This window comes from Candidatus Pelagibacter communis (genome assembly GCF_001179925.1).
Lineage (GTDB): Bacteria > Pseudomonadota > Alphaproteobacteria > Pelagibacterales > Pelagibacteraceae > Pelagibacter > Pelagibacter ubique_E.
This window is the reverse complement of sequence record NZ_CVSF01000068.1, coordinates 120,173-144,719: the sequence shown is the minus strand read 5'-3', so window position 1 is coordinate 144,719 and position 24,547 is coordinate 120,173. Positions and strand designations below refer to the sequence as shown.

Below are 24,547 nucleotides of genomic sequence, written 5' to 3'. Positions count from 1 at the left end.
GTTGATTATAATAATAAAAGCGGCCGGTTTTACCGGCTGCTTTTGTTTTTAAGTAAAAAAAATTATGTCTAAAGATTTTACATCTGTAGGAAGTTCTCTTGATAAAAAGCTGCCGCTTAGACATACATCTATCACAAAAAAAATAGATGATTTTGTTTTACAGATTGGTGAAATTTTTAATTGGCTATGGGTATTCTTGGTCATTGTTATCATCTTGAACGTAGTTTTAAGATACGTCTTTAAAAATGGAATGATTGAATTGGAAGAACTTCAATGGCATCTTTACTGTATTGGTTGGTTAGTTGGTTTATCTTCAACATATATTGTAGACTCCCATGTTAGAGTAGATGTTTTAAGTGAAAAATTGAGTTTTAGAAAAAAGTTATGGTTTGAACTATTTGGTATATTAATTTTATTTTTACCATTTGTAATTCTTGTTCTTTACTATGCAGTTCCTTTTTTTGAATTATCATGGACTACAAGTGAAAGATCAACCTCTGCTAATGGTTTGCCTGCTAGATGGTTTGTAAAAGGTTTTTTAGTAATTAGTTTCTTCTTGTTATTAATTTCTGGAATATCAAGAATAACAAGAATAATAACCACACTTCGATTTGGATTAGAGGATAAAAAATGATCTCATTAGTTACAGAATATTTTTTAGCAATAGCCCTATTTTTTAGTTTTATAACATTAATATTTTATGGATTTCCAGTAGCTTGGACCATGGGTGGCTTAGGAGTTCTCTTTATATTTATATCAATGATCTCTGATAATTTATTTGACACTTTTTATGGTGTAGATTTTGGATTTGCTTCAATGGTGGTTTACCGGCTTTATGGCGTCATGGCTAACTGGGTTTTAGTTGCATTACCAATGTTTATTTTTATGGGAATCATGATGGATAAGTCTGGGATTGCTGAAGATTTAATGACAGATCTGTCTAAATTATTTGGTAAAACAAGAGGTGGACTAGCAATCTCAATCGTATTCATTGGAGTTTTACTTGCTGCTTCCACAGGAATTATTGGTGCCGCAGTAGTATTGCTTACAATTTTAGGTGTGCCATTAATGTTAAAAAATAAGTACAATCCAAATTTAGCATGTGGAGTAGTTTGTGCCACTGGAACATTGGGAATTTTAATCCCTCCTAGCATTATGCTTGTAATCATGGGAGATCAAGTTCGAATATCAGTTGGAGATTTGTTTATGGGTGCAGTATTTCCAGGTTTATTACTTGGATTACTTTATACAATATTTATTGTCGTTTATGCATACATGAATCCAAAAGCAGCCCCACTACCAAAAGATGCAGAACCAGTAGATTTTAAAATAGTTTTAAGGGTACTTAAATCTATTATACCACCAGCACTGTTAATCGTAGCAGTTTTAGGAAGTATATTTATGGGGATAGCTACACCTACAGAGGCATCAGGAGTGGGAGCTTTGGGGGCATCTTTATTGGCAATGATTAGAGGAAGATTGTCTTTTTCAGATTTAAAAATTGTAATTAGAAAAACAACACATACTACAGCTTATATTTTTGCTCTTTTTGTTGGAGCAACTATGTTTGCTTTAATTTTGAGGGGTTTGGGAGGCGACGAATTAATAGAAGGAGCTCTTAAGGCACTACCTTTTGGAACTAGTGGAGTTGTAATTGTAGTTTTGTTCGTTGCGTTTCTGCTAGGATTCTTTTTAGATTGGATCGAAATTACATTAATTATTCTACCTTTTTTAGCACCAGTGATGGTAGATCTGGGCGTAGATTTAGTATGGTTTATAGTTATGTTTGCAGTTGTTTTGCAAACTTCATTTATTACTCCGCCTGTTGGTTTCGCTTTATTTTACATGAAAGGTGTTGCCCCTCAAGGGATTTCAATAACAAACATTTACAAAGGAATAATTCCATTTGTAATTCTTCAAGTGATAGCAGTTGCTATAGTATTTAATTTTCCAGAAATAGTAACATGGTTGCCAAAAGTAGCATACGGCCCATAATATAGAAATATATCATCATGAATAAAATAAAATTGATCATTACAATATTATTTTTATTGTGTTTAATTAGTATTGCTAAAGCTGATTTAAACATTTCTTTAAAAAAATATTTAGATGGAAAAGATATTGAAAAGGGCTCCACACAGATATATCTTCTTAAAAGGTGTAGTTCAGTTTATGCTTACGCATCCGGAATAGTTCTTAAATCTGATGCAATATCATCAAAAAACTTTATAGAAATTTCAAATAATTTGCTATTTAAATCTGTAGAATTAATGGTTATAGAGGAAAATAAGAAGCTTGAAGAAGCCCAAGAAGAAGCTGAGAATAACAGAAAAGAGTTATTCAGTAATTACATAGCTGACGGTAAAAAAAATTGGGAAAAAAATAAATCACACTTTAAAGGCTCTTACATATCTGAGGATATGGCTATCTGTTCTAAGTTAATTGAAGACGATTAAAATAAAGATTTAAATTTTTATTGAATAATCACAAGTTATCAATAAAAGATAAGCTCTATCATGAAAAAAAAAATTTCTTTAATTGGTGCAGGTCAAATAGGTGGAACGCTTGCACATTTAATTGGAATTAAAGAGTTAGTTGATGAGGTCGTTTTATTTGATGTTGCAAGTGGTCTTGCGAAAGGTAAAGCTTTAGATATAGCTCAATCTTCTTCGGTAGATGGTTTTAATGTCAATTTTTTAGGAACTGATGATTATAAAGATATAAATGGTTCCGATGTAATTATTATAACAGCTGGAGTACCAAGAAAACCTGGCATGAGCAGAGATGACTTACTAGGTATCAACTTAAAGATAATTAAACAAGTTGCAGAAGGAATTAAACAAAATGCTCCTAATGCTTTTGTTATATGTATTACAAATCCATTAGACGTAATGGTGATGGCTTTACAAAAATTTTCAAACTTACCATCAAATAAAATAGTTGGAATGGCTGGTATATTAGATAGCTCAAGATTCAAATTATTTTTATCATTAGAATTTAATGTTCCTGTGAAAGAAATAGAAGCTATGGTTATGGGCGGGCATGGAGACACGATGGTGCCCTTGCCAAGATTTACAAAAGTTTCCGGGAAAGCTTTGTTAGATTTAGTTAAAGAGGGAAAAATTTCAGAAGAAAGATTAGAAAAAATTAATCAAAGAACTAGAGATGGTGGAGCTGAAATTGTTAAATTTTTAGAAAAAGGTTCAGCCTTTTATGCACCAGCAGCCTCAGGTATCGAAATGGCTAAAGCTTATCTTAAAGATGAAAAAAAAATGCTACCTTGCGCAGCTTACTTAAATGGTGAATATGGAATTAAAGATATTTATGCTGGAGTTCCAGTTATCATTGGTAAAAATGGTGTTGAAAAAATTGAGGAGATAAGTTTAGATGAAAAAGAAAAATCTGAATTCATCCACTCTATCAATGCTGTTAAGAAACTCTGGGAAGCAGCATCTAAAATTGATCCAGATTTAGCTAAATAATGAACATACACGAGCATCAAGCTAAGCAAATTTTAAAAAAATATGGCGCTGTTGTTCCAGAAGGAGTTTTTGGATTTACCGTCAAGGAACTTTTAGAGAAATGCAAATCTTTAAAAACAGAAAAATATGTTTTGAAAGCCCAAATCCATGCAGGTGGAAGAGGAAAAGCGGGCGGTGTAAAAATTTTAGATAATTTGAGTGAACTTGAAAAATCAGCAAATGAACTTTTAGGAAAAAAACTAGTTACTCATCAAACTGGGCCAGAGGGAAGAGAGGTAAAAAGACTCTATGTAGAAGTTTCATCAAAAATCGATAAAGAATTTTATTTATCTTGTTTAGTAGATCGTGCATCCTCAAAAATTGCATTTATCTCGAGTGATCAAGGAGGAATGGATATTGAAGAAGTAGCAAATAAATTTCCGGAAAAAATTTCAACAACTAAAGTTGAATTAAAAGAAGATATTTCGAATGAAGAATGTCAAAAAATTGTTGAAATATTTAATCTGGAGGGCAGTTCTAAAAATGAAGCTATTCTATTAGTAAAATCAATTTATAAGATGTTTATAAATACAGACTCGAACATGGTAGAGGTAAATCCATTAATATTAACAAAAGAAAAAAAAATTGTATGTTTAGATGCTAAAGTAAGTTTTGACAGCAATGCTTTATTCAGACATCCAGAAATTTTGAAACTTAGAGATTTAAATGAGGAAGATTCATCAGAAATTGAGGCTAGTAAACATGATTTGGCTTACATTAAATTAGATGGAAGTATTGGTTGTATGGTCAATGGTGCTGGACTAGCGATGGCCACAATGGATATAATTAAGCTTTATGGATCTGAGCCAGCAAATTTTTTAGATGTAGGAGGTGGAGCTTCAAAAGAAAAAGTTTCAGCTGCATTTAAAATCATTTTATCAGATAAAAATGTAAAGGGTATTTTAATCAACATTTTTGGCGGAATAATGAGATGTGATGTATTAGCTCAAGGCGTTGTTGATGTAGCAAAAGAGATGAAAATTAAAGTTCCTGTAGTAGTTAGACTTGCAGGAACAAATTATAAAGAGGGAAAAAATATTTTAGATAATTCGGGTCTAGATTTAATCTCGGCTGAAAATTTAGATGATGCAGCAAAAAAAATTGTTGAGGTAATTAAATAATGTCAGTTTTAGTAAATAAAAATACTAAAGTGATTTGTCAGGGCTTTACAGGAAGTCATGGAACTTTTCATTCAGAACAAGCTATAAATTACGGAACCAATCTTGTTGGAGGAGTTACTCCAAATAAAGGTGGTCAAGAACACCTCGGGAAGCCAGTTTTTAATTCAGTAAAAGAAGCAAAAGACAAAGTTGGAGCAGATGCAACTATGATTTATGTACCCGCTAAATTTGCTGCAGCTGCAATTATTGAAGCTATAGATACTGAACTAGAGTTAATAATTTGTATTACAGAGGGAATACCGATTCAAGACATGTTAAAAGTGAGACAAAAGTTATCTAAATCAAAGAGCAGATTAATTGGTCCGAATTGTCCGGGCATTATAACTCCAGATGAGTGCAAAATTGGAATTATGCCAGGAAGCATTCATAAAAAAGGATCAGTAGGTATAGTATCGCGATCTGGAACTTTGACCTATGAAGCTGTTGCTCAGACTACTGAAAATGGATTAGGCCAATCTACTTGTATAGGAATTGGAGGTGACCCCATAAATGGAACTAATTTTATAGACTGTTTGGATTTGTTTTTACATGATAAAGAAACCCAATCAATTTTGATGATAGGTGAGATTGGTGGAACTGCAGAGGAGGAAGCTGCTGAGTTTATAAAAAATCATCAAATTAAAAAACCAATAGTAGGTTTTATTGCTGGAATAACAGCACCTCCGGGTAGAAGAATGGGCCATGCAGGAGCAATAATTTCAGGAGGTAAAGGTGGAGCAGAAGATAAAATTAAAAAGATGGAAGAATGTGGGATTACAGTAGCAAACTCACCATCAAAAATTGGGGAGACACTTTTTAATAAATTGTCTAATTGAAAAAAATTCTTGTAAGTCTATATTAGAATAAAATAATGTCTTCTTCTAAGAACCTCGAATACGAAAAAACATCTTTTTTAACTAAGTCAAATAGTATTTTTTTAGAGGAGATGTACTTAAAATATGTAAATAATGACCCTTCATTACCTGAAAGCTGGAAGAAATACTTTAATAAAATAGGAGATGAAAAAGACGTTATTTTAAATGAAATTAATGGACCGTCGTGGAGACCCTACAAAAAAGTTGCATTAAAAAAAATTACAGAGACAAATGTTGAAATTGATCAGCCAAGGGAAATAGAAACAACGAAATCTAATGCAAATTCAATTAAAGCAGTTGCAATGATAAGGTCATATAGGCAAAGAGGTCATTTAATCGCTAAATTGGATCCTTTGGGATTATTAAAATCTGATTATTTAGATGAACTACATCCAGAGTCGTATGGTTTTAAAAAAGAGGATTACAAAAAAAAAATTTTTTTAGATGGGGTAACAAATAAACAATATTCAAACATTACAGAAATACTTAACTTTTTAAGAGAAAAATATTGCGGATCATTAGGTTATGAATACATGCACATTTCAAATCCAAATGAGAGAAAATGGTTTAGAGATAGAGTTGAAAAAACTGATGATTTTAAATTTACACAAAATGGAAAAGAGGCAATTTTAAATAAATTAATTCAAGCCGAGGGTTTTGAAAAATTTTTGCATACAAAATACGTTGGTACTAAAAGATTCGGTCTTGATGGAGGTGAGAGTTTAATCCCTGCTCTTGAACAAATTATTAAAATCGGTGGGCAATCAAAAATAAAAGAAGTTAAAATAGGAATGTCTCATAGAGGCAGACTTAATGTTTTGGCTAATGTATTACAAAAGTCTTATAAAAGAATATTTAATGAATTTGCGGGAGAAATAAACTCAAAATCTAAAGATGATACTGGAGATGTAAAATATCATTTAGGAGCTTCATCTAATAGAGAATTTGATGGAAACTCAGTGCATGTGAGTTTAACTGATAATCCATCTCATCTTGAGGCGGTTAATCCAGTCGTCTTAGGGCAAACAAGAGCTAAACAATTTTTTCATTTAGACAAAAAAAGAAAAAAAGTTATTCCTATTTTAATTCATGGAGATGCAGCTTTTGCTGGACAAGGTGTTGTAGCAGAGTGTTTTGCGATGTCAGGTCTTCCAGGCCACAATACTGGAGGAACAATTCATATTATTATAAATAATCAAATAGGTTTTACGACAAGCCCTAGATTTGCTAGATCTTCTCCTTATCCTTCAGATATTGCAAAGATGGTTGAAGCTCCGATTATTCATGTCAACGGAGATGATCCTGAAGCAGCAGTTTATGCTGCAAGAATAGCGACAGATTTCAGATTAAAATTTAATAGAGATGTAGTGATTGACTTAATTTGTTACAGAAGATTTGGTCATAACGAGGGAGATGAACCTTCTTTTACTCAACCATTGATGTATAAGAAAATTAGATCTCATCCATCTCCAGTAAAGGTTTATGGGAACAAACTTATTAAAGAGGATTCAATTACAAATGACTATTTAAATTTATCAATTAAAAAATTTAAAGATTTATTAGACGAACAATTTAAAAGTGCAAAAGATTATAAACCTAAAATAGAATGGTTTGAAGGAACTTGGTCGAGGTACAAACCTGAAAGAGGTAAAGATAAAAGAGGAATCACTGGATCAGACACTAAAGAACTAAGGGAAATTTCAGAGAAGATAAATAATATTCCAAAGGAGGTAAATATTCATAAAACTATAGCAAAAGTTTTAGATAGTAGAAAACAAGCAATTTTAAGTGGGAAAGATATAGATTGGGCTTCAGCAGAATCTTTGGCTTTTGGATCATTATTGAATGAGGGCTATCCAGTAAGACTGGTGGGACAAGATTCTGGGAGAGGAACCTTTAGTCAAAGACATTCAGTATTAAGGAATCAATTGGATAATTCTAGGTATATACCTTTAAATAATATTTCAAAAAAACAAAAAAACTTTGAAGTTGTTGATAGTTTTTTATCTGAACTTGCAGTTCTTGGATTTGAATACGGTTATAGTTTAGTTGAACCTAACACCTTAACTATTTGGGAAGCACAATTTGGAGATTTTGCAAATGGTGCTCAAGTGGTGATTGATCAATTTGTTGCATCAGGTGAGAGAAAATGGTCTAGAGCCTCTGGGTTAGTGATGCTATTGCCTCACGGATACGAAGGTCAAGGACCTGAACATTCTTCTGCAAGATTAGAGAGATTTTTACAATTATGTTCAAATGACAATATGCAAGTCATGAATTGCACTACACCAGCTAATTATTTTCATGCTTTAAGAAGGCAGATGCATAGAGATTTTAGAAAACCATTAATTATTATGACACCGAAATCATTATTAAGAAACAAAAATTGTGTTTCTAATATAGAAGATTTTAGCAAGAAAAATTCATTTCATAGAATTTTATGGGATCATGCTATTGATCCTAAAATTAAAGGTTTCATTAAATTAAAAAAACCAGAGAAAATTAAAAAAGTGATATTGTGTTCTGGAAAAATATATTTTGATCTACTTGAGGCTAGAGAAAAGTTGAAAAGGGATGATGTTATATTTTATAGGATTGAACAGCTTTATCCATTTCCTGCTAAAACGCTTGTAAAAGAACTTAAACCATATGCTAAAAATGCAAAATTTTATTGGTGTCAAGAGGAACCAAAAAATATGGGAGCTTGGTTTTCAGTAAGAGACTATATCCAATGGACATTAGATAATATTAAGGCTAATAATAATAAGATTTCTTATATAGGAAGAAGTCCAGATGCATCACCAGCAACCGGATATGCAAAAAGACATATTTCTCAACAACAAGAAATTATAAAAAAAGTGTTTGAATAAAACTAATGAGTGAAAAAATTGTAGTTCCAGTTTTAGGCGAAAGTATTACAGAAGCAACTGTTTCAAAATGGCTAAAAAATGAAGGTGATGTAGTTGAGGCTGATGAACCAATTGTTGAGTTAGAAACAGATAAAGTTAATTTAGAAGTCCCCTCACCAGTAAGTGGTGTGTTGTCTAAAATTAATTCCAAAGATGGAAGCACTGTCGAAGTAGGTGCTCTTCTTGGTTTAGTCTCAAATAATGGAGCTAGTGAGAATAAAAAAGAAATAATTGAAAAAATTGAACCTTCATCAAATGAAGATAATGTTGTCAATTTAGAAGTTGCGGAAAAGGAGTTAAAAGTTTTTGATAAAACGACAGATCAAGTTCCAAAGGATGAAGAACCTTTAATTCTAACAAATGAAATTGAAGATGAAAAAACTTTAGATATTAAAACAAAAAAAGAAGATATGTCACCAGCCGTTCGAAAAATTGTTACTGAAAATAATATAGATATACAATCAATAGAGGGAACAGGAAAAGATGGAAGAATTTTAAAAGGAGATTTAATTAGTCTAATGGGAGTACAACCCAAGCCATCTGAAAGAAAAACTGAATTTGGTCCTGAGGAAAAAATTAGAATGACTAGATTAAGACAAACCATAGCGAAAAGATTAAAACAAGCTCAAGAAAATGCTGCAATTTTAACTACTTTTAATGAAGTTGATATGTCTAATATCATAGAAATGAGAAAAGAAAATCAATCTGATTTTCAAAGCAGGTATGGAATTAAATTAGGTTTTATGTCTTTTTTTGTGAAAGCTTCTATTGTTGCTCTTAAATCTTTTCCAGCAGTTAATGCTGAGATAGATGGTGAGCATATAATTTATAAAAATTATTATAATATTAGTTTTGCTGTTGGCACAGAGAAGGGTTTGGTTGTTCCAGTTTTAAAAAATGCAGACGAATTATCATTTGCTGATATTGAAAAAAATATAAAAGAAATTTCAGAAAAAGCAAAAGAAGGCAAATTGATTATTGAAGATTTACAAGGTGGAACATTTACTATAAGTAATGGTGGCGTATATGGATCAATGTTATCCACGCCAATTTTAAATTTACCTCAATCCGGCGTATTAGGAATGCATAATATCGTTGAAAGACCAATTATAGTCGATGGAGAAATAAAGATAAGACCAATTATGTACTTAGCTTTGTCTTACGATCATAGGATTATAGACGGAAAAGATTCAGTATCGTTTTTAAAGATGATTAAGGAAAATTTAGAAGACCCAAGAAGGTTGTTTTTAGAAATTTAAATGTCAGAAAATTTTCAAGCAGTAGTAATTGGTGGTGGACCCGGGGGATACGTTTGTGCGATTAGGCTTGCTCAACTAGGATTAAAAACAGCCTGTATTGAGTCTAGAGGATCTTTGGGGGGAACCTGCTTAAATGTTGGGTGTATACCATCAAAAAGTCTATTAAATCTATCGGAAGAGTTTAACAAAGTTAAGAACTTATCCAATAAGGGTATAGAAGTTGGTGAAGTGAAATTAAATTTAAGCAAAATGATGAAAAGCAAAGATAAAGCAGTTACAGTTTTAACCAAAGGTGTGGAATTTCTGCTAAAAAAAAATAAAGTTAAATATTTTAAAGGTGTTGGAAGTTTTAAGTCAGAAAAACAAATCTTAATTAAAGATATTGAGAACAAAGAAATAATAATTAATGCTGAGAAAACAGTAATTGCTACTGGTTCTGTTCCTGTTTCACTTCCTGGAATAGAATTTGATGAAAAAATAATTTTGTCTTCAACAGGAGCTTTAAATATTGAAAAAGTCCCAAAAAAAATGATTGTAGTTGGAGGTGGATATATTGGGTTAGAGATGGGATCAGTTTGGTCGAGACTCGGGACGGAAGTCCACGTGATTGAATTTTTGGAAAATATAACACCTGGTATGGATATGGAAATTTCAAAAGAATTTATGAAGATTCTTAAAAAACAAGGAATAAAATTTCACATGCAGCATAAAGTTAATACAATAAAAAAAAATAATTCTGGCGCAGTGGTTTCTACCACTGATAAAGATGGAAAAAAAAACGATTTTGACTGTGAGGTAGTTTTGATTTCAGTTGGAAGAAAACCAAATACCAAAGATTTAAATTTAGAGATGCTAGGTATTGAGTTAGATGAAAAAAAAAGAATAAAAACTGATAAGAATTTTAAAACTACTAAAGAAAATATTTATGCTATAGGTGATGTTATTAGTGGCCCAATGTTAGCTCATAAAGCAGAAGATGAGGGTATTGCCGCTGCAGAAAATATTGTTGGTCAATCTGGACATGTCAATTATGATACAATACCAGGAGTAATTTATACAACACCAGAGGTTGCTTCTATTGGAAAGACTGAGGAACAATTAAAAGAAAAGAAAATAGATTATAAAATTGGGAAATTCTCTTTTATGGCCAATTCCAGAGCGAAAGCAATTGACGATGCCGAAGGATTTGTAAAAATTTTAGCAGATGCAAAAACAGATAAAGTTTTAGGAGCGCACCTAATAGGACCTCACGCTGGAGAATTAATAGCAGAAATTGGTGTTGCTATGGAATTTGGGGCAAGTTCAGAGGATATTGCCAGAACATGTCATGCTCACCCAACATTCTCAGAGGCAGTGAAAGAAGCAGCACTATCAGTAGATAAAAGAGCAATACACTCTTAATTTTTTTTCATATTATAAAAGTATGAAATTTCCGATTCTTGTACCAAATATTTTTAATCATCCATTTACTTATGAAAGTAATTTAAATCTTAAAGTTGGTGATTATGTACTTGTACCTTTTGGAAAATCCAAAATTACTGGTGTTGTTTGGGACGAATTTGAAAAAAATAACAATAAAGATTTTAAGACTAAAAATGTAATCAAGAAATTAGACGTTACTCCATTAAAAGAAAATACAATAAACTTTTTAAATTGGTTTGCAGAATATAATCTTATCCCAAAGGGTATGGCATTAAAACTAGTGCTCTTAAGCAGTAAGGCAATAGAAAATAAAGAAACTCAACTTTATCAAATATTTGATAACAAAATTAAACAAAACTTAATCAAGCTTTCTAGTGATCAAAATAAATCTTTAAAAAAAATGAATGTTTCAAATAAAAAATTTAGAGTTCATGTTTTGCAAGGTACTACTGGATCAGGTAAAACTTTAGTTTATTTTGAAGCGTTAAAACCTCTGATAAAGAAGGGTTTTCAAGGATTAATTTTATTACCAGAAATAGGTTTAACTAGTCAGTTTGAACAAAAATTTTTTGAATATTTTGGTTTTAAGCCCGCAGTTTGGCATTCTGGTATTTCAAAAAAAAAAAAGGAATTAATTTGGAGCGGTGTTTCTAATGGTAAAATAAAAATAATTATTGGTGCAAGGTCTTCATTATTTTTACCATTTAAAAAATTAGGAATGATAATTGTTGATGAGGAACATGATCAATCATTTAAACAGGATGAGGGCATAACCTACAATGCTCGTGACATGGCGATTTCTAGAGCATCTTTTGAAAATATTCCAATCAATTTGATTACTGCTGTTCCATCTATAGAAACTTTTGAAAATATTAAAAAAGGTAAATACGAGGTTTCTAGGTTAAACGAAAGATATCAAAACGCAGCTTTACCTAATTATGAAATTATTAATTTAAATAATACAAAACTTGAAAAACAATCATGGCTATCAAATAAAATTATTGAAAAAGTTAATTTACATTTGGAAAAAAAAGATCAAGTTTTGTTTTTTTTAAACAGAAGAGGTTTTTCTCCAAATGCTTTATGCAATAAGTGTTTTACAAGTTTTACATGTCCAAATTGTAGTATCAATTTAGTTTATCATAAAAATAAAAATAACTTATTATGCCATTATTGTGGATATAAATCTGATCTTAAAAGGAACTGTACAAAAGAAGGGAATTGTGAATTTATTTTTAGTGGCCCTGGTGTTGAGAGAATTTCAGAAGAGGTCAAAAGAAAATTTCCTGGAAAAAAAATAGAGATTTTTTCAAGTGATACAATGAATAAAAAAGATTCTAAAGAAAAAATGGATAAAATTATTAATAATGAAACGCATATTTTGGTTGGAACTCAATTAATTTCAAAAGGTTTTCATTTTCCAAGCTTGAATTGTATTGTAGTTGTTGATATCGATCTTTCATCTCAAGGACATGATTTAAGAGGTGCAGAAAAAAATTTGCAGCTTTATCATCAACTTTCAGGACGTGCAGGAAGAACAGGAAAGCCAGCAACGGTATATTTTCAAACTTATGAAAATAATACTAAGATGATTTCAGAAATTACAAGTAAAAATCCAGATATTTTTTTAGAAAGAGAACTAGAGATAAGAAAAAAAAATAAACTACCTCCATTTCAAAGGTTTATTTCTTTAATCTTAACGGGAGATAATGAAATTAAATTAGAAAAAGAAGCTATTAATTTTCAAAATTTTATTGAAAATAAAATTGAAGGAAAAATATTAGGGCCAGTGAATGCTCCATTATTTAGATTAAAGGGAAAATTTAGAATTAGATTTTTAATTAGAGGCTTAAAATCCATTAAACTACAAAGCTCTCTTGCAAAAATTATTCCAAAATATAAATTTTCTTCTGGAATAAAACTTTCAGTTGATGTTGACCCAATTAACTTTAATTAACGACCAAAAAGAGGACTTTTTTTCGAATCCGTTACTTGAAGACACAAAGGTCGTATGCTATTTAGAGCGTGATTTTTAAATAATCTTCAACATTATAGAGGAATTAAGTTGAGTAAAGACACAGGATTTTCAATAACTTCAGCTGAAAGGTATTCTCTTGCCCTTTTTGAACTTTCAGAGGAAAACAATCTTTTAAGTCAGATCGAAGATCAGTCTTCATCTATTCTTAATTTAATTGATCAAAGTGAAGATTTTTCTAATTTGATTAAAGATCCAACTACAAGCCAAGAAGATTTACTAAAAGTAATCAATACAATCTCTGAAAATAATAAATTTGAGTCTTTATTTAAAAATTTTTTAAGTTTCTTAATTCAAAAAAGACGTTTCTTTTTTATTGAACGTATCCTTAAAAGCTTTATCGAAATTTGTTCAAGAAAAAGAGGTGAACTTAAGGCAGAATTAAAATCAGCAAAAGAATTATCTAATGAAGAAATTGCAAAAATTACAGAGGAGTTAACAAAAAATTTTAGCTCAAAAATAAAATTAAACTACAAACATGATGAAAGTTTAATAGGAGGTTTGGTAGTACAAGTAGGAAGTACTATGGTCGATACCTCAATTAAAAATAAATTACAACAAATCGAAAATAGAATGATAGAGGCATAAATGGAAATAAATCCTTCAGAAGTTACAAAAATATTAAAAGAACAAATTAAAAATTTTGGTGATAAAGCAGAAGTCACAGAAGTTGGTCAAGTTTTATCAGTTGGAGACGGTATTGCTAGGATTTATGGTTTGGATAATGTTCAAGCTGGTGAAATGGTAGAGTTTGCTGATGGTTCAAAAGGTATGGCTCTAAACTTAGAAAGTGAAAACGTTGGTGTCGTAATTTTTGGTGATGACAGAAATGTTAAAGAAGGGGATGTAGTAAAAAGAACTGGTAATATTGTTGATACTCCAGTTGGAAAAGAATTATTAGGAAGAGTAGTGGATGGTTTAGGAAATCCTATTGATGGAAAAGGACCATTAGACAAAGGAATTAAAAAAAGTAGAGTTGAAGTAAAAGCACCCGGTATTATTCCCCGACAATCAGTAAGTGAACCAATGCAAACAGGTTTAAAATCAATTGACAGTCTTGTCCCAATTGGGAGAGGACAGAGAGAATTAATTATTGGAGACAGACAAACCGGTAAAACTGCAGTTGCTGTGGATGCAATTATTAATCAAAAAAAAATAAATGAGTCTGGTGATGAAAAACAAAAACTTTATTGCATTTATGTAGCAGTTGGACAAAAAAGATCAACAGTAAGACAAATTCAAAAAACATTAGAAGAAGCTGGAGCTATGGAGTACACAACAATCGTTGCTGCTACCGCATCTGACTCTGCTCCTTTACAATTCTTAGCACCATACACAGGTTGTGCTATGGGTGAGTATTTTAGAGATAATGGAATGCATGCGTTAATAATTTATGATGATTTGTCTAAACAAGCAGTTGCTTATAGACAAATGTCATTGCTATTAAGAAGACCTCCAGGACGTGAGGCTTATCCTGGAGATGTATTTTATCTTCATAGTAGATTACTTGAAAGAGCAGCAAAATTAAGTGACGAACATGGTGGTGGATCACTTACAGCATTGCCAATTATTGAAACACAAGGTGGAGATGTATCCGCGTTTATTCCTACTAACGTTATTTCAATTACAGATGGACAAATTTTCCTTGAAACAGAACTATTTAACCAAGGTATAAGACCTGCAATTAACGTAGGTTTATCAGTATCTAGGGTTGGATCATCTGCACAAACAAAGGCTATGAAAAAGGTTTCAGGCTCAATGAAACTTGAACTTGCACAATATAGAGAAATGGCAGCTTTTGCTCAATTTGGATCTGATTTAGATGCATCTACCCAGCAACTTTTAAATAGAGGCTCTAAGTTAACTGAACTTTTAAAACAAAAACAATATTCACCCATGACTGTTGCAGAACAAGTTATTTCAGTATTTTGTGGAGTAAAAGGTTATCTGGATGATATTGATTTAAAAGACGTTGCCGAATTTGAGAGCAAGATTATTGAAAAATGTAAATCAGATAAGCCTGAAATTATCGAGTCAATTTTAAGTTCAGGAAAACTTGAGGAAGATAAAGAAAAATTACTTGTTGAGGTAATCACTCAATTAAAAGGAAATTTTAAATCTTAAAAATTTATGGCAAGTTTAGACGACCTAAAAAAAAGAATAGCTAGTGTAAAGTCTACACAGAAAATTACTAAAGCTATGAAAATGGTTGCAGCAGCTAAATTAAGAAGAGCTCAAGAAAGCGCTGAGAAGGGAAGACCTTACTCTGAAAAAATGAATAATGTTATTTTAAATTTATCAAATGGTATATCTGATAAAGAAAATGCACCAAAGTTATTGTCAGGGACTGGTCAGGAAAAAACTCATCTTTGTGTGGTGATGACTTCTGATAGAGGTTTATGTGGCGGATTTAATTCTAATATAATTAAAAAATCTAAAAGTTATTTTGCAAAGATTTTAGATGAAGGTAAAGAACTTAAAATTATTACAGTAGGCTCAAAAGGAAATGACCAATTAAAAAGAGTTTATGGTGATAAAATAATTGAAAATATTTCTTTCAAAGAGTCTAAAAATGCAAATTATTTTGATGCTGACAAAGTTGGGAAAATGGTAATTGAAAAATTCGAGGCAGGAGAATTTGATGTTTGTACAATTTTTTATAACCAATTTAAAAATGTAATTACTCAAATTCCTCAAGCACAGCAAATTATCCCTTTAAACAATGAAGGAGAAGAAAACAGTTCAGAAGAAAGTTACGAATTTGAACCAGATGAAGATGAAATTTTAAGCAATTTATTGCCAAAAAATATTTCTACGCAAATATTTAAGGCTATGTTAGAGAATTCAGCTAGCGAACAAGGGTCTAGAATGAGTGCAATGGATAATGCGACCCGAAACGCAGGTGAAATGGTTGACAAACTTACTATCGAATATAATAGAAGTCGTCAGGCAGCAATTACAAAAGAACTAATAGAAATCATATCAGGAGCAGAAAGTTTATAATTATGAGCAAAGGAATAATCACACAAGTTATTGGAGCGGTAGTTGATGTAAAATTTGATGGTGAACTACCAGAAATTTTAACAGCATTGGAATGTAAAAATGGTGATAACAGACTAGTTTTAGAGGTAGCACAACACTTAGGTGAAACTACTGTTAGAACAATTGCTATGGATGCTACTGAAGGACTAAAAAGAGGTGATGAAGTTACCAACACAAACGCTCCTATTCAAGTTCCGGTTGGGCCTGAAACTCTCGGAAGAATTATTAATGTAATTGGTGAACCAATTGACGAAAGAGGTGAAGTTAAAACCAAAGAAAGTTGGCCAATTCATAGAGCTGCACCTGAATTTAATGACCAATCAACAGAAACTGAAATCCTTGTAACAGGTATCAAAGTAATTGATTTGCTTGCACCGTATGCAAAAGGTGGAAAGATCGGATTATTTGGTGGAGCGGGAGTAGGAAAAACAGTTTTAATTATGGAATTAATTAATAACGTTGCAAAAGCTCATGGTGGTTTTTCAGTTTTCGCGGGAGTTGGAGAGAGAACTAGAGAAGGAAATGACCTTTATCATGAAATGATTGAGTCTGGAGTAATTAAAAAAGAGGGAGCTGGTTCAAAAGCTGCTTTAGTTTATGGACAGATGAATGAACCTCCTGGAGCAAGAGCAAGAGTTGCACTTACAGGTTTAACTGTAGCTGAATACTTTAGAGATCAAGAAGGTCAGGACGTACTTTTCTTTGTAGATAACATTTTTAGATTTACTCAGGCAGGATCAGAGGTTTCAGCTTTGTTAGGAAGAATTCCATCTGCTGTTGGATATCAACCAACATTAGCTACTGACATGGGTAACCTACAAGAAAGAATTACGACTACAAACAAAGGGTCAATTACATCTGTACAAGCAATTTATGTACCAGCTGATGATTTAACAGACCCCGCTCCAGCAACATCATTTGCTCACTTGGATGCAACGACTGTACTTTCAAGACAAATTGCAGAAATTGGTATTTATCCTGCAGTAGATCCACTTGACTCTACATCAAGAATTTTAGATCCAAGAATTGTTGGAGATGAACATTATAGAGTAGCAAGAGATGTTCAACGAATTCTACAATCGTATAAATCACTACAAGATATTATAGCTATTCTTGGTATGGATGAGTTATCAGAGGAAGATAAATTAGTTGTAGCAAGAGCTAGAAAAATCCAGAGATTTTTATCTCAACCATTCTTCGTTGCAGAAGTATTTACTGGTTCTCCAGGAAAACTTGTTGATCTTGATTCAACAATTAAAGGTTTTGATGCAATCTGTAAAGGTGAGTATGACCACTTACCTGAAGCTGCTTTTTATATGGTTGGAACAATTGAAGAAGCTATAGAAAAAGCTAAGAAAATGGAACAAGAAGCTGCTGCTTAATGAGCGAAGAGTTTAAAGTTGAAATAGTAAATCCTGAAAAATCTTTTTTAGTAAAAGACGATGTTTCAGAAGTTGTGGTCCCTGCTTTTGAGGGAGAGATGGGAATATTGAAGGATCATATTTCTATTATTTCCTTTTTGAAACCTGGGATCATCAGGATTTTATCAAAATCAGGTGATGAAAATTACTATGTTGAAGATGGTATTGTTGAGTTCAAAAATAACAATCTATCTATTTTAACAAGTACAATTTTTAATCTTGCTGATATGGATAAATCAAAGCAACAAGATTTACTTAAACAGGCAGAAGAAGAGGCTAATAGAACTGATATAAACGATCAATCTAAGTATTTAGCAGATCAAAAAGTTGAAGTTTTAAAAACTCTAAATTAATTTTTTTACTTTTTCTTTAAGCTCTTTGTAAACATGATGTTTAAAATCAACCACTACATCAGTAATTAAATCTAAGTCAATCCACTTCCAATCCAAAAACTCTGGATTAGATGTATTTATATTTATTTCATTATCATTTCCAATAAATCTCATTAAAAACCATTTTTGTTTTTGACCTTTGTATTTACCTTTCCAAATGATACCTAGTAATCTATCAGGTAAATCATAGGTTAATGTACCATCGAGCTCTTTTATAAGTTCTACACTTTTGATACTTGTTTCTTCTTCTAGTTCTCTAAATGCAGCTTTTAAATTATCCTCACCCTCATCAACACCACCCTGAGGCATTTGCCAAAAATTTTTAGGATTATCTATTCTTTTTGCTACGAATACTTTATTTTGTTTATTCAATAACACAATTCCGACCCCACTTCTCAGTGGTAAATCTTTAAAATTTTTATTCATATTATCCGTTAAGTAACTTAATAGCGTAATTTAATTGATTATCGGTCTCTGATTTTATTTTAAATTCTTCACCCTCTTCATCAACTTCAATATCTGGACTTACTCCCACTTCTGAGATTGACTTTCCAGAGGGTAAATAATATTTTGCTACCGTTAATCTAATAGCTCCTTTATTCTTTAAAGGAATGATAGATTGAACCGATCCTTTTCCATAACTATTTTCACCTAGAATAACAGCTCTTTTATGGTCTTTAAGGGCTCCAGCAACTATTTCAGAGGCTGATGCTGATCCATAATTTATAAGTACAACTAATGTTTTACCGTTAGTTATATCACCTTCTTTTGCAAACCATTTTCTATTCTCTGAAGGTTTTCTACTTTTTGTTGATACAATTTCACCGTTATTTAAAAAAAAGTCGGATATTGTTATAGCTTGGGATAATAATCCACCAGGGTTATTTCTTAAATCTAAAATGTAAGCTTTAATATTTTCATTTTTTTCTAAATCTTTTATTTTATTTTTAATTTGTTCCCCACTGTTCTCGTTGAATGATGTTAACCTAATATATCCAATATTATTTTCTAGTAAGTCGGTCTTTACAGATTGAATTTCAATAATTTCTCTTGTTATATTAAACTTTAGGGCTTTTTTTTCTCCTTTCCTACGCACAGTAAGTTCAATACTCGAGCCTACTGGACCTCGCATTAATTCAACTGCTTCGCTTAAGGTTTTTCCTTGCACCTGTGTATCTTCGATTTTAACTATATAATCTCCTGCTTTTATACCTGCTCTTGATGCAGGAGTATCGTCTATTGGTGAGATTACTTTCACTACTCCGGACTCCATACTTACTTCAATACCAAGACCCCCAAACTCTCCACTTGTTTCAGTTTGCATTTCACTAAATATTTCTGGAGACATATAAGCTGAATACGGATCGAGTGATTGTAAAAGGCCATTTATAGCAGAGTCCATACTTTCTGATTGATTTATTTCATCTACATATTCCTCATTAATTTTTTCTAATACTTCACCGAAAAGATCAATCTTTTTATAGATGTTCGTTTCAGAAGAAAAACAAAGATTTATAAAAAATAAATTATTTAAAAAAAAAAATACTACTAAGCCAATTCTCATATCATTATTTTTTCTTTAGGTATTAATTCTGACCAAATTTTTTCTAATTCATAAAATTTTCTTTTTTCTGGGTGAAATATATGCACAATAAGATCTATGCCATCCACCAACTTCCAGTCATTACTTTCTTTACCTTCGATTTTGGAATTTTTAAGACCATTGTCCTTAAATTTTTCTAAAACTTGTTCAGACAAAGATTGAATATGTCTTGAAGAGGTACCACTTGCTATTATTATATAATCAGCCATAGAACTTTTATCCTTAAGGTCAATGCTTACAATGTCGAGAGCTTTGTTTAGATCAAGAGTCTTAATAATAATGTCTTTAAGATCCAAATTTTTATCCATTAATTATATTTAGACTATCAAATTTTTCTTAATTGAGAAGATGAAATGTTGACTTTATTAAATTCAACAAATGTAACCTCATTTTGACTAGATTTAACATATGTCTTTGAATTTAGGGATTTTTTTTTATAACCTTGACGATCAAAAACTATCAGTTTCGATTTTTTAAGAATATTTTTATATTTATGCCATTTATGAAAATTTATGAGATTATCTGCACCCATAAGAAAAAATAATTCATATTTTTTATTTCTGCTTAGGTAATTTATCAAATCAATAGTTTTGTTTGACTTAATAATTTCTTCAAAATATTTGACTTTTATTGATTTATTTTTACCAATTATTTTTTTACAAAAATTTATTCTTTTTTTTAAATTATTTGTATTTCTTTTTTTAAATGGATTTTGGTTCGTGATAGCCCATATAATTGATTTTAATCTAAATCTTTTTTTCGCTTCTTTTGAAATTGTTAAATGACCTATATGTGCTGGATCAAATGAACCACCTAAAATTCCAATTTTTATTTTTTTTTTATTCAATTTATTTTCTTGTTTTACCATTACTTGAAACTTGATATTTATAGGAAACAAGTTGATTTAAACCAACAGGTCCTCTTGGAGGAAGAGTATTAGTAGATATACCCACTTCACCTCCAAAACCGAATTCTCCTCCATCTGCAAATTGTGTAGAGGTATTATGCATTGCGATTGAACTTTTGATCTCTTTTAAAAATTTTTTGGCTGATTTAGAATTTTTAGTGATTATTGAATCAGTGTGCATTGTTCCATATTTGTTTATATGATCAATTGCTTCTTCAATATTTTTTACTGATTTTATTGATACTGTAGAAGATAAATATTCTTTTGACCAATCACTTTTTTTTGCGGTTTGTATTTTTTTTCTGTAGAATCTTTTAATTTTATTATCTCCAATGATTTTACAACCATTTTCCTCTAGATTAGACAATATCGGAATACAGAATTTATTTAAAAGATTTTGATGTATCAAGATAGTCTCTGTTGCTCCACAGATTGCTGTGTTTCTTAATTTTGCATTTAAAGTAATTTTTTTAGCCATAGATAAATTAGCATCTTTATCGATATATGTATGACATATACCCTCAAGATGACCGATAATTGGTACTTTAGACAAGTCTTTTACTTTTTTTACTAAACTTTTTCCACCTCTTGGAATGATAACATCTATATATCTAATCATTTTTGTTAATAAAAAATCAACTACTTTTCTATTTTTATAATTAATTAGTTGAACATAATTAATATCCACTTTATTTTTGATTAAAGATTTTCTAAATAAATCCGTAAAAATTTTATTTGAATAATAAGCTTCAGATCCACCTTTTAAAATAACAGGATTGTTTGATTTAAAACATAGTGACGCAATATCAGATGTAACATTAGGCCTGCTTTCATAAATTACCCCGATAACACCTATTGGAGTTGTGATTTTTTCAATTTTTAGTCCACTCGGTCTTTTCCATTTTTTTAAACATTGATTGACAGGGTCCTTGAATTTAATAATTTTTTTTATTGAGTTTATAATTTCAAAAATCCTTTTTTCATTGATTAAAAGTCTTTGAAGAAGATTTTCTTTTAGTTTTTTTTCCTTAGCTATTTTTAAGTCTTTTGCATTTTCAGAAATTATTCTCTTCTTGTTTTTTATAAGAAAATTGCAATAGTCTTTTAAAACTTTATTTTTTTTTCTTAAACTAACAGATTTTATTGAGGCTTTTTTAGCTTTTTTGCCCAAAGCATACAAATAATTTTTCATTAAATTTCTACCATATCATCTTTGTGAACAACTTCTGATTTTGTTGTATAACCTAATATTTTTTCAATTTCTTCTGATTGATGACCTAATATTTTTTTAACTTCATTAGATGAAAACGAGGATAAACCTCGCGCACATTCTTTATTTGATTTATCTAATATCTTTATATGATCTCCCTTTTTGAATTTACCATGTATTTTTTTTATACCAGCTGCTAACAAACTCTTCCCGTTTTTCAAAGCTTTTTTCGCTCCATCGTCAATAATTAATTCACCTTTAGGAGATACAGAACTAATTATCCATCTTTTTCTTGCATCCAACTTAGAAACTTTTGAAACAAATAATGTAAATTTATTTTTTTTTATTATTTTATTTATCGGATTTAAATATAAACCATTAGCTATAATCATGTTGCATCCAGAAAGTTGACATATTTTAGCAGCTTCTATTTTTGTATTCATGCCACCAATTCCAAATTCAGTGATTCCTTTAAAGTCGATGTTTTTTAAATCTTCATTAAAATTTTCTACTTTTTTAATCAATTTAGCATCCCGAAAAAGTTTAGGATTCTTATTATATAAACCATCAACATCAGACAAAAGAACTAAAGTATCTGAGTTTGTTATTTGAGCAACACGCGATGCAAGTCTATCATTATCACCATATTTGATCTCAGAAGTTGCAATTGTGTCGTTTTCATTAACAATTGGAATAAAATTTAAATTAAATAAATTTTCAAAAGTCCTTTTTGCATTTATTGATCTTCTTCTTTTCTCTGTATCTTCAAGAGTAAGTAAAATCTGGGAAATATTTAAACCATACCTTGTAAAAGTATTGGAAAATAAATTCATTAACTCAATTTGTCCTATAGATGCAATTGCTTGACTTTTATCTAATTTTAGATTTTTTTTATTGTAATTCATTTTTATACAACCTAAAGCAATAGCTCCCGAACTGACGATTACAACTTTTTTATTTTCACTCTTTAATTTTTGAATATCTCGAGCAAAGCTTGATAACCATTTTTTTCTAACTTTTTTATTTTTATCTACTAATAATGAAGAGCCTATTTTAATTGTAATTATTTTTGATTTTTTAAGTGGCATATGAAATAAGTTTTGCTTTTATTTTTAATACTGATTGTTTTTTAAGAGTAGAAAGTGTTAAAATCTCTCCATCAATTTTTTTTGAAAACTTTTCAATTAATTCTTTTACTAACTTCTCTTCTATTAAATCAACCTTATTTAAGACTATAATTTCTTTTTTTTTTAAAAGTTCGGTACTGTAATTCTTAAGTTCATTTCTGACCTGGTTATAAGCACTTTCTAAATCTTGATTAGAGATATCAATTAAATGTAAAAGTGTTTTACATCTTTCTATATGTTTTAAAAATTGTATTCCCAATCCTATACCCTCATGAGCACCTTCTATTAAGCCGGGAATATCCGCAAGTGTAATTTCTTTATTGTCATATGATGTTACACCTAGATTTGGATTTAAAGTTGTAAATTGATAATTTGCAATTTTAGGATTTGCATTAGTGACTGCAGCTAATAAACTAGATTTCCCAGCATTTGGTAATCCAATAATTCCAATATCCGCAATTGTTTTTAATTGTAACCAAATTGTAAATTCCTCACCATTTGTGCCTTTAGTGAATTTTCTTGGTGCTCTATTTGTGGAGCTTTTAAACCTTGTATTCCCTAATCCACCTTTTCCTCCTGATGCGGCTACAAATTTCTCTCCCGGTTTTGTAAAATCATATATTAAAGTTTTATTATCTTCTTCGAATACTTGTGTACCTAATGGAACTTTAAGAATTAAATTTTCTCCACTTTTACCGGTACGTTTCTGTCCCATACCATTTTCTCCTCTTTCAGCTTTATGATGTTGTTGATAACGATAATCAATTAAAGTATTGAGGTTTTTTACAGATTTAAAAATTACAGAACCACCGTTGCCACCATCACCACCATCTGGGCCACCATGTTCAATAAATTTTTCTCTTCTAAAGCTAGGTGATCCATCGCCACCATTACCAGCCTTAACGTAGATTTTTACTTGATCTAAAAATTTCATAATACAACATTAATTTTGGTTGTACTATTAATTGGGTTTTACTGAAACGAAAGTTCTATCTGCCTTAGTTTTTTTAAAAACTACTTTCCCTTTGATAACTGAAAAAATTGAGTGGTCTTTACCCATTCCTACATTTTCACCTGGGAAAATTTTTGTGCCTCTTTGACGAACAATTATATTTCCAGGTATTACATTTTCTCCACCGTATTTTTTCACACCAAGTCTTCGACCAGCACTATCTCTTCCGTTTCTTGATGATCCACCTGCTTTTTTTGTTGCCATAATTTACCTAATTATTTTTTTTCCTCTTTTGTAGCTACTTTAGTTTTTTTTACTTGAGCTACTTTTTTTTCAACTTCAGATAAAATTTTACCATCTTTTGAAAAAATCTTTCTTATTTTAATCATAGAATATTCCTGTCTATGTCCATTTTTTCTTCTTGAATTATGTCTTCTTCTTTTCTTAAAAATTAATACAGTCTTATTCTTATCGTTTTTTATTAAATCAGCCTCAACTTTTGCTCCTGTAACTATTGGAGATCCAATTTCTATATTTTTATCATCTCCGTAAGCTAAAATTTCTTTGAATTCGATTTTGGCATTAGGTTTCATATCTGATATTTTTTCAATCTTTAAAATCTCACCAGATTTAACTTTGTATTGTTTACCACCTGTTTGTATTACTGCGAAAGACATAGTATTTATAGTAAAATTTTTTAATGGCAATATAG

The 24,547-nt window shown here is 30.6% G+C and carries 24 protein-coding genes; 15 read left to right on the top strand and 9 right to left on the bottom strand.

Translation table 11 applies throughout. The annotated features are described in order from the left end of the window. Positions 1 to 64 precede the first annotated feature (64 nt). From AMN70_RS05515 to atpC, 15 genes are all read left to right on the top strand, one after another. Entirely contained in the window at positions 65 to 634 is a 570-nt protein-coding gene (locus tag AMN70_RS05515; protein WP_075502561.1) for a TRAP transporter small permease subunit, read from the top strand. After that, positions 631 to 1,995, top strand: a complete 1,365-nt coding sequence (locus AMN70_RS05510) for a TRAP transporter large permease (protein WP_075502560.1) — start codon at positions 631 to 633, stop codon at positions 1,993 to 1,995. Before AMN70_RS05515 ends, AMN70_RS05510 begins: the two co-directional genes overlap by 4 nt. Before the next feature lie 17 nt (positions 1,996 to 2,012). Further along, a complete protein-coding gene (locus AMN70_RS05505; protein WP_075502559.1) occupies positions 2,013 to 2,456 on the top strand; it encodes a hypothetical protein in 444 nt (147 codons plus the stop codon). A gap of 60 nt (positions 2,457 to 2,516) precedes the next feature. Continuing rightward, positions 2,517 to 3,482, top strand: a complete 966-nt coding sequence (gene mdh / locus AMN70_RS05500) for a malate dehydrogenase (protein ID WP_075502558.1) — start codon at positions 2,517 to 2,519, stop codon at positions 3,480 to 3,482. Beyond that, positions 3,482 to 4,642: an ADP-forming succinate--CoA ligase subunit beta gene (sucC, locus tag AMN70_RS05495; RefSeq protein WP_075502557.1), complete on the top strand. Its 1,161-nt coding sequence runs from the start codon at positions 3,482 to 3,484 to the stop codon at positions 4,640 to 4,642. The genes mdh and sucC overlap by 1 nt, the downstream gene beginning before the upstream one ends. After that, a complete protein-coding gene (gene sucD, locus AMN70_RS05490; RefSeq protein WP_075502556.1) occupies positions 4,642 to 5,517 on the top strand; it encodes a succinate--CoA ligase subunit alpha in 876 nt (291 codons plus the stop codon). The genes sucC and sucD overlap by 1 nt, the downstream gene beginning before the upstream one ends. A 35-nt stretch (positions 5,518 to 5,552) precedes the next feature. Beyond that, complete coding sequence (locus tag AMN70_RS05485) at positions 5,553 to 8,426, top strand: 2-oxoglutarate dehydrogenase E1 component (RefSeq protein ID WP_075502555.1); 2,874 nt, start codon at positions 5,553 to 5,555, stop codon at positions 8,424 to 8,426. 5 nt (positions 8,427 to 8,431) lie between these two features. Next, positions 8,432 to 9,724, top strand: a complete 1,293-nt coding sequence (odhB, locus tag AMN70_RS05480; RefSeq protein WP_075502554.1) for a 2-oxoglutarate dehydrogenase complex dihydrolipoyllysine-residue succinyltransferase — start codon at positions 8,432 to 8,434, stop codon at positions 9,722 to 9,724. Further along, entirely contained in the window at positions 9,725 to 11,125 is a 1,401-nt protein-coding gene (gene lpdA, locus AMN70_RS05475; protein WP_075502553.1) for a dihydrolipoyl dehydrogenase, read from the top strand. A 22-nt stretch (positions 11,126 to 11,147) separates the two neighbouring features. Continuing rightward, positions 11,148 to 13,103 carry a replication restart helicase PriA gene (priA, locus tag AMN70_RS05470; protein ID WP_075502552.1) on the top strand — a complete coding sequence of 652 codons (1,956 nt, stop codon included), beginning with the start codon at positions 11,148 to 11,150 and terminating at the stop codon, positions 13,101 to 13,103. 108 nt (positions 13,104 to 13,211) lie between these two features. Further along, positions 13,212 to 13,769 (top strand): ATP synthase F1 subunit delta, encoded by a 558-nt coding sequence (atpH, locus tag AMN70_RS05465; RefSeq protein ID WP_075502551.1) that lies wholly within the window; start codon positions 13,212 to 13,214, stop codon positions 13,767 to 13,769. Next, entirely contained in the window at positions 13,770 to 15,305 is a 1,536-nt protein-coding gene (atpA, locus tag AMN70_RS05460) for a F0F1 ATP synthase subunit alpha (RefSeq protein WP_075502550.1), read from the top strand. It abuts the gene before it with no gap. Positions 15,306 to 15,311: 6 nt separating this feature from the next. Then, positions 15,312 to 16,184, top strand: coding sequence for a F0F1 ATP synthase subunit gamma (locus AMN70_RS05455; protein ID WP_075502549.1), 873 nt, complete (start codon positions 15,312 to 15,314; stop codon positions 16,182 to 16,184). Between the two features lie 2 nt (positions 16,185 to 16,186). Beyond that, positions 16,187 to 17,605: a F0F1 ATP synthase subunit beta gene (atpD, locus tag AMN70_RS05450; RefSeq protein WP_023854661.1), complete on the top strand. Its 1,419-nt coding sequence runs from the start codon at positions 16,187 to 16,189 to the stop codon at positions 17,603 to 17,605. Beyond that, positions 17,605 to 17,997: an ATP synthase F1 subunit epsilon gene (gene atpC / locus AMN70_RS05445; protein WP_075502548.1), complete on the top strand. Its 393-nt coding sequence runs from the start codon at positions 17,605 to 17,607 to the stop codon at positions 17,995 to 17,997. Before atpD ends, atpC begins: the two co-directional genes overlap by 1 nt. Here the strand turns inward: atpC and AMN70_RS05440 are convergent. The 9 genes from AMN70_RS05440 to rplU are packed head-to-tail and all read right to left on the bottom strand — an operon-like array spanning position 17,989 to position 24,512. Further along, the gene (locus AMN70_RS05440; RefSeq protein ID WP_075502547.1) at positions 17,989 to 18,462 is read right to left on the bottom strand and encodes an RNA pyrophosphohydrolase; all 474 of its coding nucleotides are present in this window, start codon (positions 18,460 to 18,462) and stop codon (positions 17,989 to 17,991) included. The genes atpC and AMN70_RS05440 overlap by 9 nt on opposite strands. A 1-nt stretch (position 18,463) precedes the next feature. Further along, a complete protein-coding gene (locus AMN70_RS05435; RefSeq protein ID WP_082255084.1) occupies positions 18,464 to 19,600 on the bottom strand; it encodes a S41 family peptidase in 1,137 nt (378 codons plus the stop codon). Then, positions 19,597 to 19,947, bottom strand: coding sequence for a ribosome silencing factor (gene rsfS, locus AMN70_RS05430; RefSeq protein ID WP_075502546.1), 351 nt, complete (start codon positions 19,945 to 19,947; stop codon positions 19,597 to 19,599). Before rsfS ends, AMN70_RS05435 begins: the two co-directional genes overlap by 4 nt. A gap of 17 nt (positions 19,948 to 19,964) precedes the next feature. Then, positions 19,965 to 20,507 (bottom strand): nicotinate (nicotinamide) nucleotide adenylyltransferase, encoded by a 543-nt coding sequence (gene nadD, locus AMN70_RS05425; RefSeq protein ID WP_075502545.1) that lies wholly within the window; start codon positions 20,505 to 20,507, stop codon positions 19,965 to 19,967. Further along, positions 20,488 to 21,738, bottom strand: coding sequence for a glutamate-5-semialdehyde dehydrogenase (locus AMN70_RS05420; RefSeq protein WP_075502544.1), 1,251 nt, complete (start codon positions 21,736 to 21,738; stop codon positions 20,488 to 20,490). The genes nadD and AMN70_RS05420 overlap by 20 nt, the downstream gene beginning before the upstream one ends. Then, positions 21,738 to 22,844 carry a glutamate 5-kinase gene (gene proB / locus AMN70_RS05415; RefSeq protein ID WP_075502543.1) on the bottom strand — a complete coding sequence of 369 codons (1,107 nt, stop codon included), beginning with the start codon at positions 22,842 to 22,844 and terminating at the stop codon, positions 21,738 to 21,740. Before proB ends, AMN70_RS05420 begins: the two co-directional genes overlap by 1 nt. Then, positions 22,834 to 23,817 (bottom strand): Obg family GTPase CgtA, encoded by a 984-nt coding sequence (gene cgtA / locus AMN70_RS05410; protein WP_075502542.1) that lies wholly within the window; start codon positions 23,815 to 23,817, stop codon positions 22,834 to 22,836. The genes proB and cgtA overlap by 11 nt, the downstream gene beginning before the upstream one ends. Before the next feature lie 27 nt (positions 23,818 to 23,844). After that, positions 23,845 to 24,099: a 50S ribosomal protein L27 gene (gene rpmA, locus AMN70_RS05405; RefSeq protein ID WP_075502541.1), complete on the bottom strand. Its 255-nt coding sequence runs from the start codon at positions 24,097 to 24,099 to the stop codon at positions 23,845 to 23,847. 11 nt (positions 24,100 to 24,110) lie between these two features. Next, positions 24,111 to 24,512 carry a 50S ribosomal protein L21 gene (gene rplU / locus AMN70_RS05400; RefSeq protein WP_075502539.1) on the bottom strand — a complete coding sequence of 134 codons (402 nt, stop codon included), beginning with the start codon at positions 24,510 to 24,512 and terminating at the stop codon, positions 24,111 to 24,113. Positions 24,513 to 24,547: the final 35 nt, after the last annotated feature.

Excerpts from the sequence above, each read along its gene's own strand:
- AMN70_RS05515 (WP_075502561.1), top strand. The coding sequence starts at position 65 with ATGTCTAAAGATTTTACATCTGTAGGAAGTTCTCTTGATAAAAAGCTG.
- AMN70_RS05510 (WP_075502560.1), top strand. The coding sequence starts at position 631 with ATGATCTCATTAGTTACAGAATATTTTTTAGCAATAGCCCTATTTTTT.
- AMN70_RS05505 (WP_075502559.1), top strand. The coding sequence starts at position 2,013 with ATGAATAAAATAAAATTGATCATTACAATATTATTTTTATTGTGTTTA.
- mdh (WP_075502558.1), top strand. The coding sequence starts at position 2,517 with ATGAAAAAAAAAATTTCTTTAATTGGTGCAGGTCAAATAGGTGGAACG.
- sucC (WP_075502557.1), top strand. The coding sequence starts at position 3,482 with ATGAACATACACGAGCATCAAGCTAAGCAAATTTTAAAAAAATATGGC.
- sucD (WP_075502556.1), top strand. The coding sequence starts at position 4,642 with ATGTCAGTTTTAGTAAATAAAAATACTAAAGTGATTTGTCAGGGCTTT.
- AMN70_RS05485 (WP_075502555.1), top strand. The coding sequence starts at position 5,553 with ATGTCTTCTTCTAAGAACCTCGAATACGAAAAAACATCTTTTTTAACT.
- odhB (WP_075502554.1), top strand. The coding sequence starts at position 8,432 with ATGAGTGAAAAAATTGTAGTTCCAGTTTTAGGCGAAAGTATTACAGAA.
- lpdA (WP_075502553.1), top strand. The coding sequence starts at position 9,725 with ATGTCAGAAAATTTTCAAGCAGTAGTAATTGGTGGTGGACCCGGGGGA.
- priA (WP_075502552.1), top strand. The coding sequence starts at position 11,148 with ATGAAATTTCCGATTCTTGTACCAAATATTTTTAATCATCCATTTACT.
- atpA (WP_075502550.1), top strand. The coding sequence starts at position 13,770 with ATGGAAATAAATCCTTCAGAAGTTACAAAAATATTAAAAGAACAAATT.
- AMN70_RS05455 (WP_075502549.1), top strand. The coding sequence starts at position 15,312 with ATGGCAAGTTTAGACGACCTAAAAAAAAGAATAGCTAGTGTAAAGTCT.
- atpD (WP_023854661.1), top strand. The coding sequence starts at position 16,187 with ATGAGCAAAGGAATAATCACACAAGTTATTGGAGCGGTAGTTGATGTA.
- atpC (WP_075502548.1), top strand. The coding sequence starts at position 17,605 with ATGAGCGAAGAGTTTAAAGTTGAAATAGTAAATCCTGAAAAATCTTTT.
- AMN70_RS05440 (WP_075502547.1), bottom strand. The coding sequence starts at position 18,462 with ATGAATAAAAATTTTAAAGATTTACCACTGAGAAGTGGGGTCGGAATT.
- AMN70_RS05435 (WP_082255084.1), bottom strand. The coding sequence starts at position 19,600 with ATGAGAATTGGCTTAGTAGTATTTTTTTTTTTAAATAATTTATTTTTT.
- rsfS (WP_075502546.1), bottom strand. The coding sequence starts at position 19,947 with ATGGATAAAAATTTGGATCTTAAAGACATTATTATTAAGACTCTTGAT.
- nadD (WP_075502545.1), bottom strand. The coding sequence starts at position 20,507 with ATGGTAAAACAAGAAAATAAATTGAATAAAAAAAAAATAAAAATTGGA.
- AMN70_RS05420 (WP_075502544.1), bottom strand. The coding sequence starts at position 21,738 with ATGAAAAATTATTTGTATGCTTTGGGCAAAAAAGCTAAAAAAGCCTCA.
- proB (WP_075502543.1), bottom strand. The coding sequence starts at position 22,844 with ATGCCACTTAAAAAATCAAAAATAATTACAATTAAAATAGGCTCTTCA.
- cgtA (WP_075502542.1), bottom strand. The coding sequence starts at position 23,817 with ATGAAATTTTTAGATCAAGTAAAAATCTACGTTAAGGCTGGTAATGGT.
- rpmA (WP_075502541.1), bottom strand. The coding sequence starts at position 24,099 with ATGGCAACAAAAAAAGCAGGTGGATCATCAAGAAACGGAAGAGATAGT.
- rplU (WP_075502539.1), bottom strand. The coding sequence starts at position 24,512 with ATGTCTTTCGCAGTAATACAAACAGGTGGTAAACAATACAAAGTTAAA.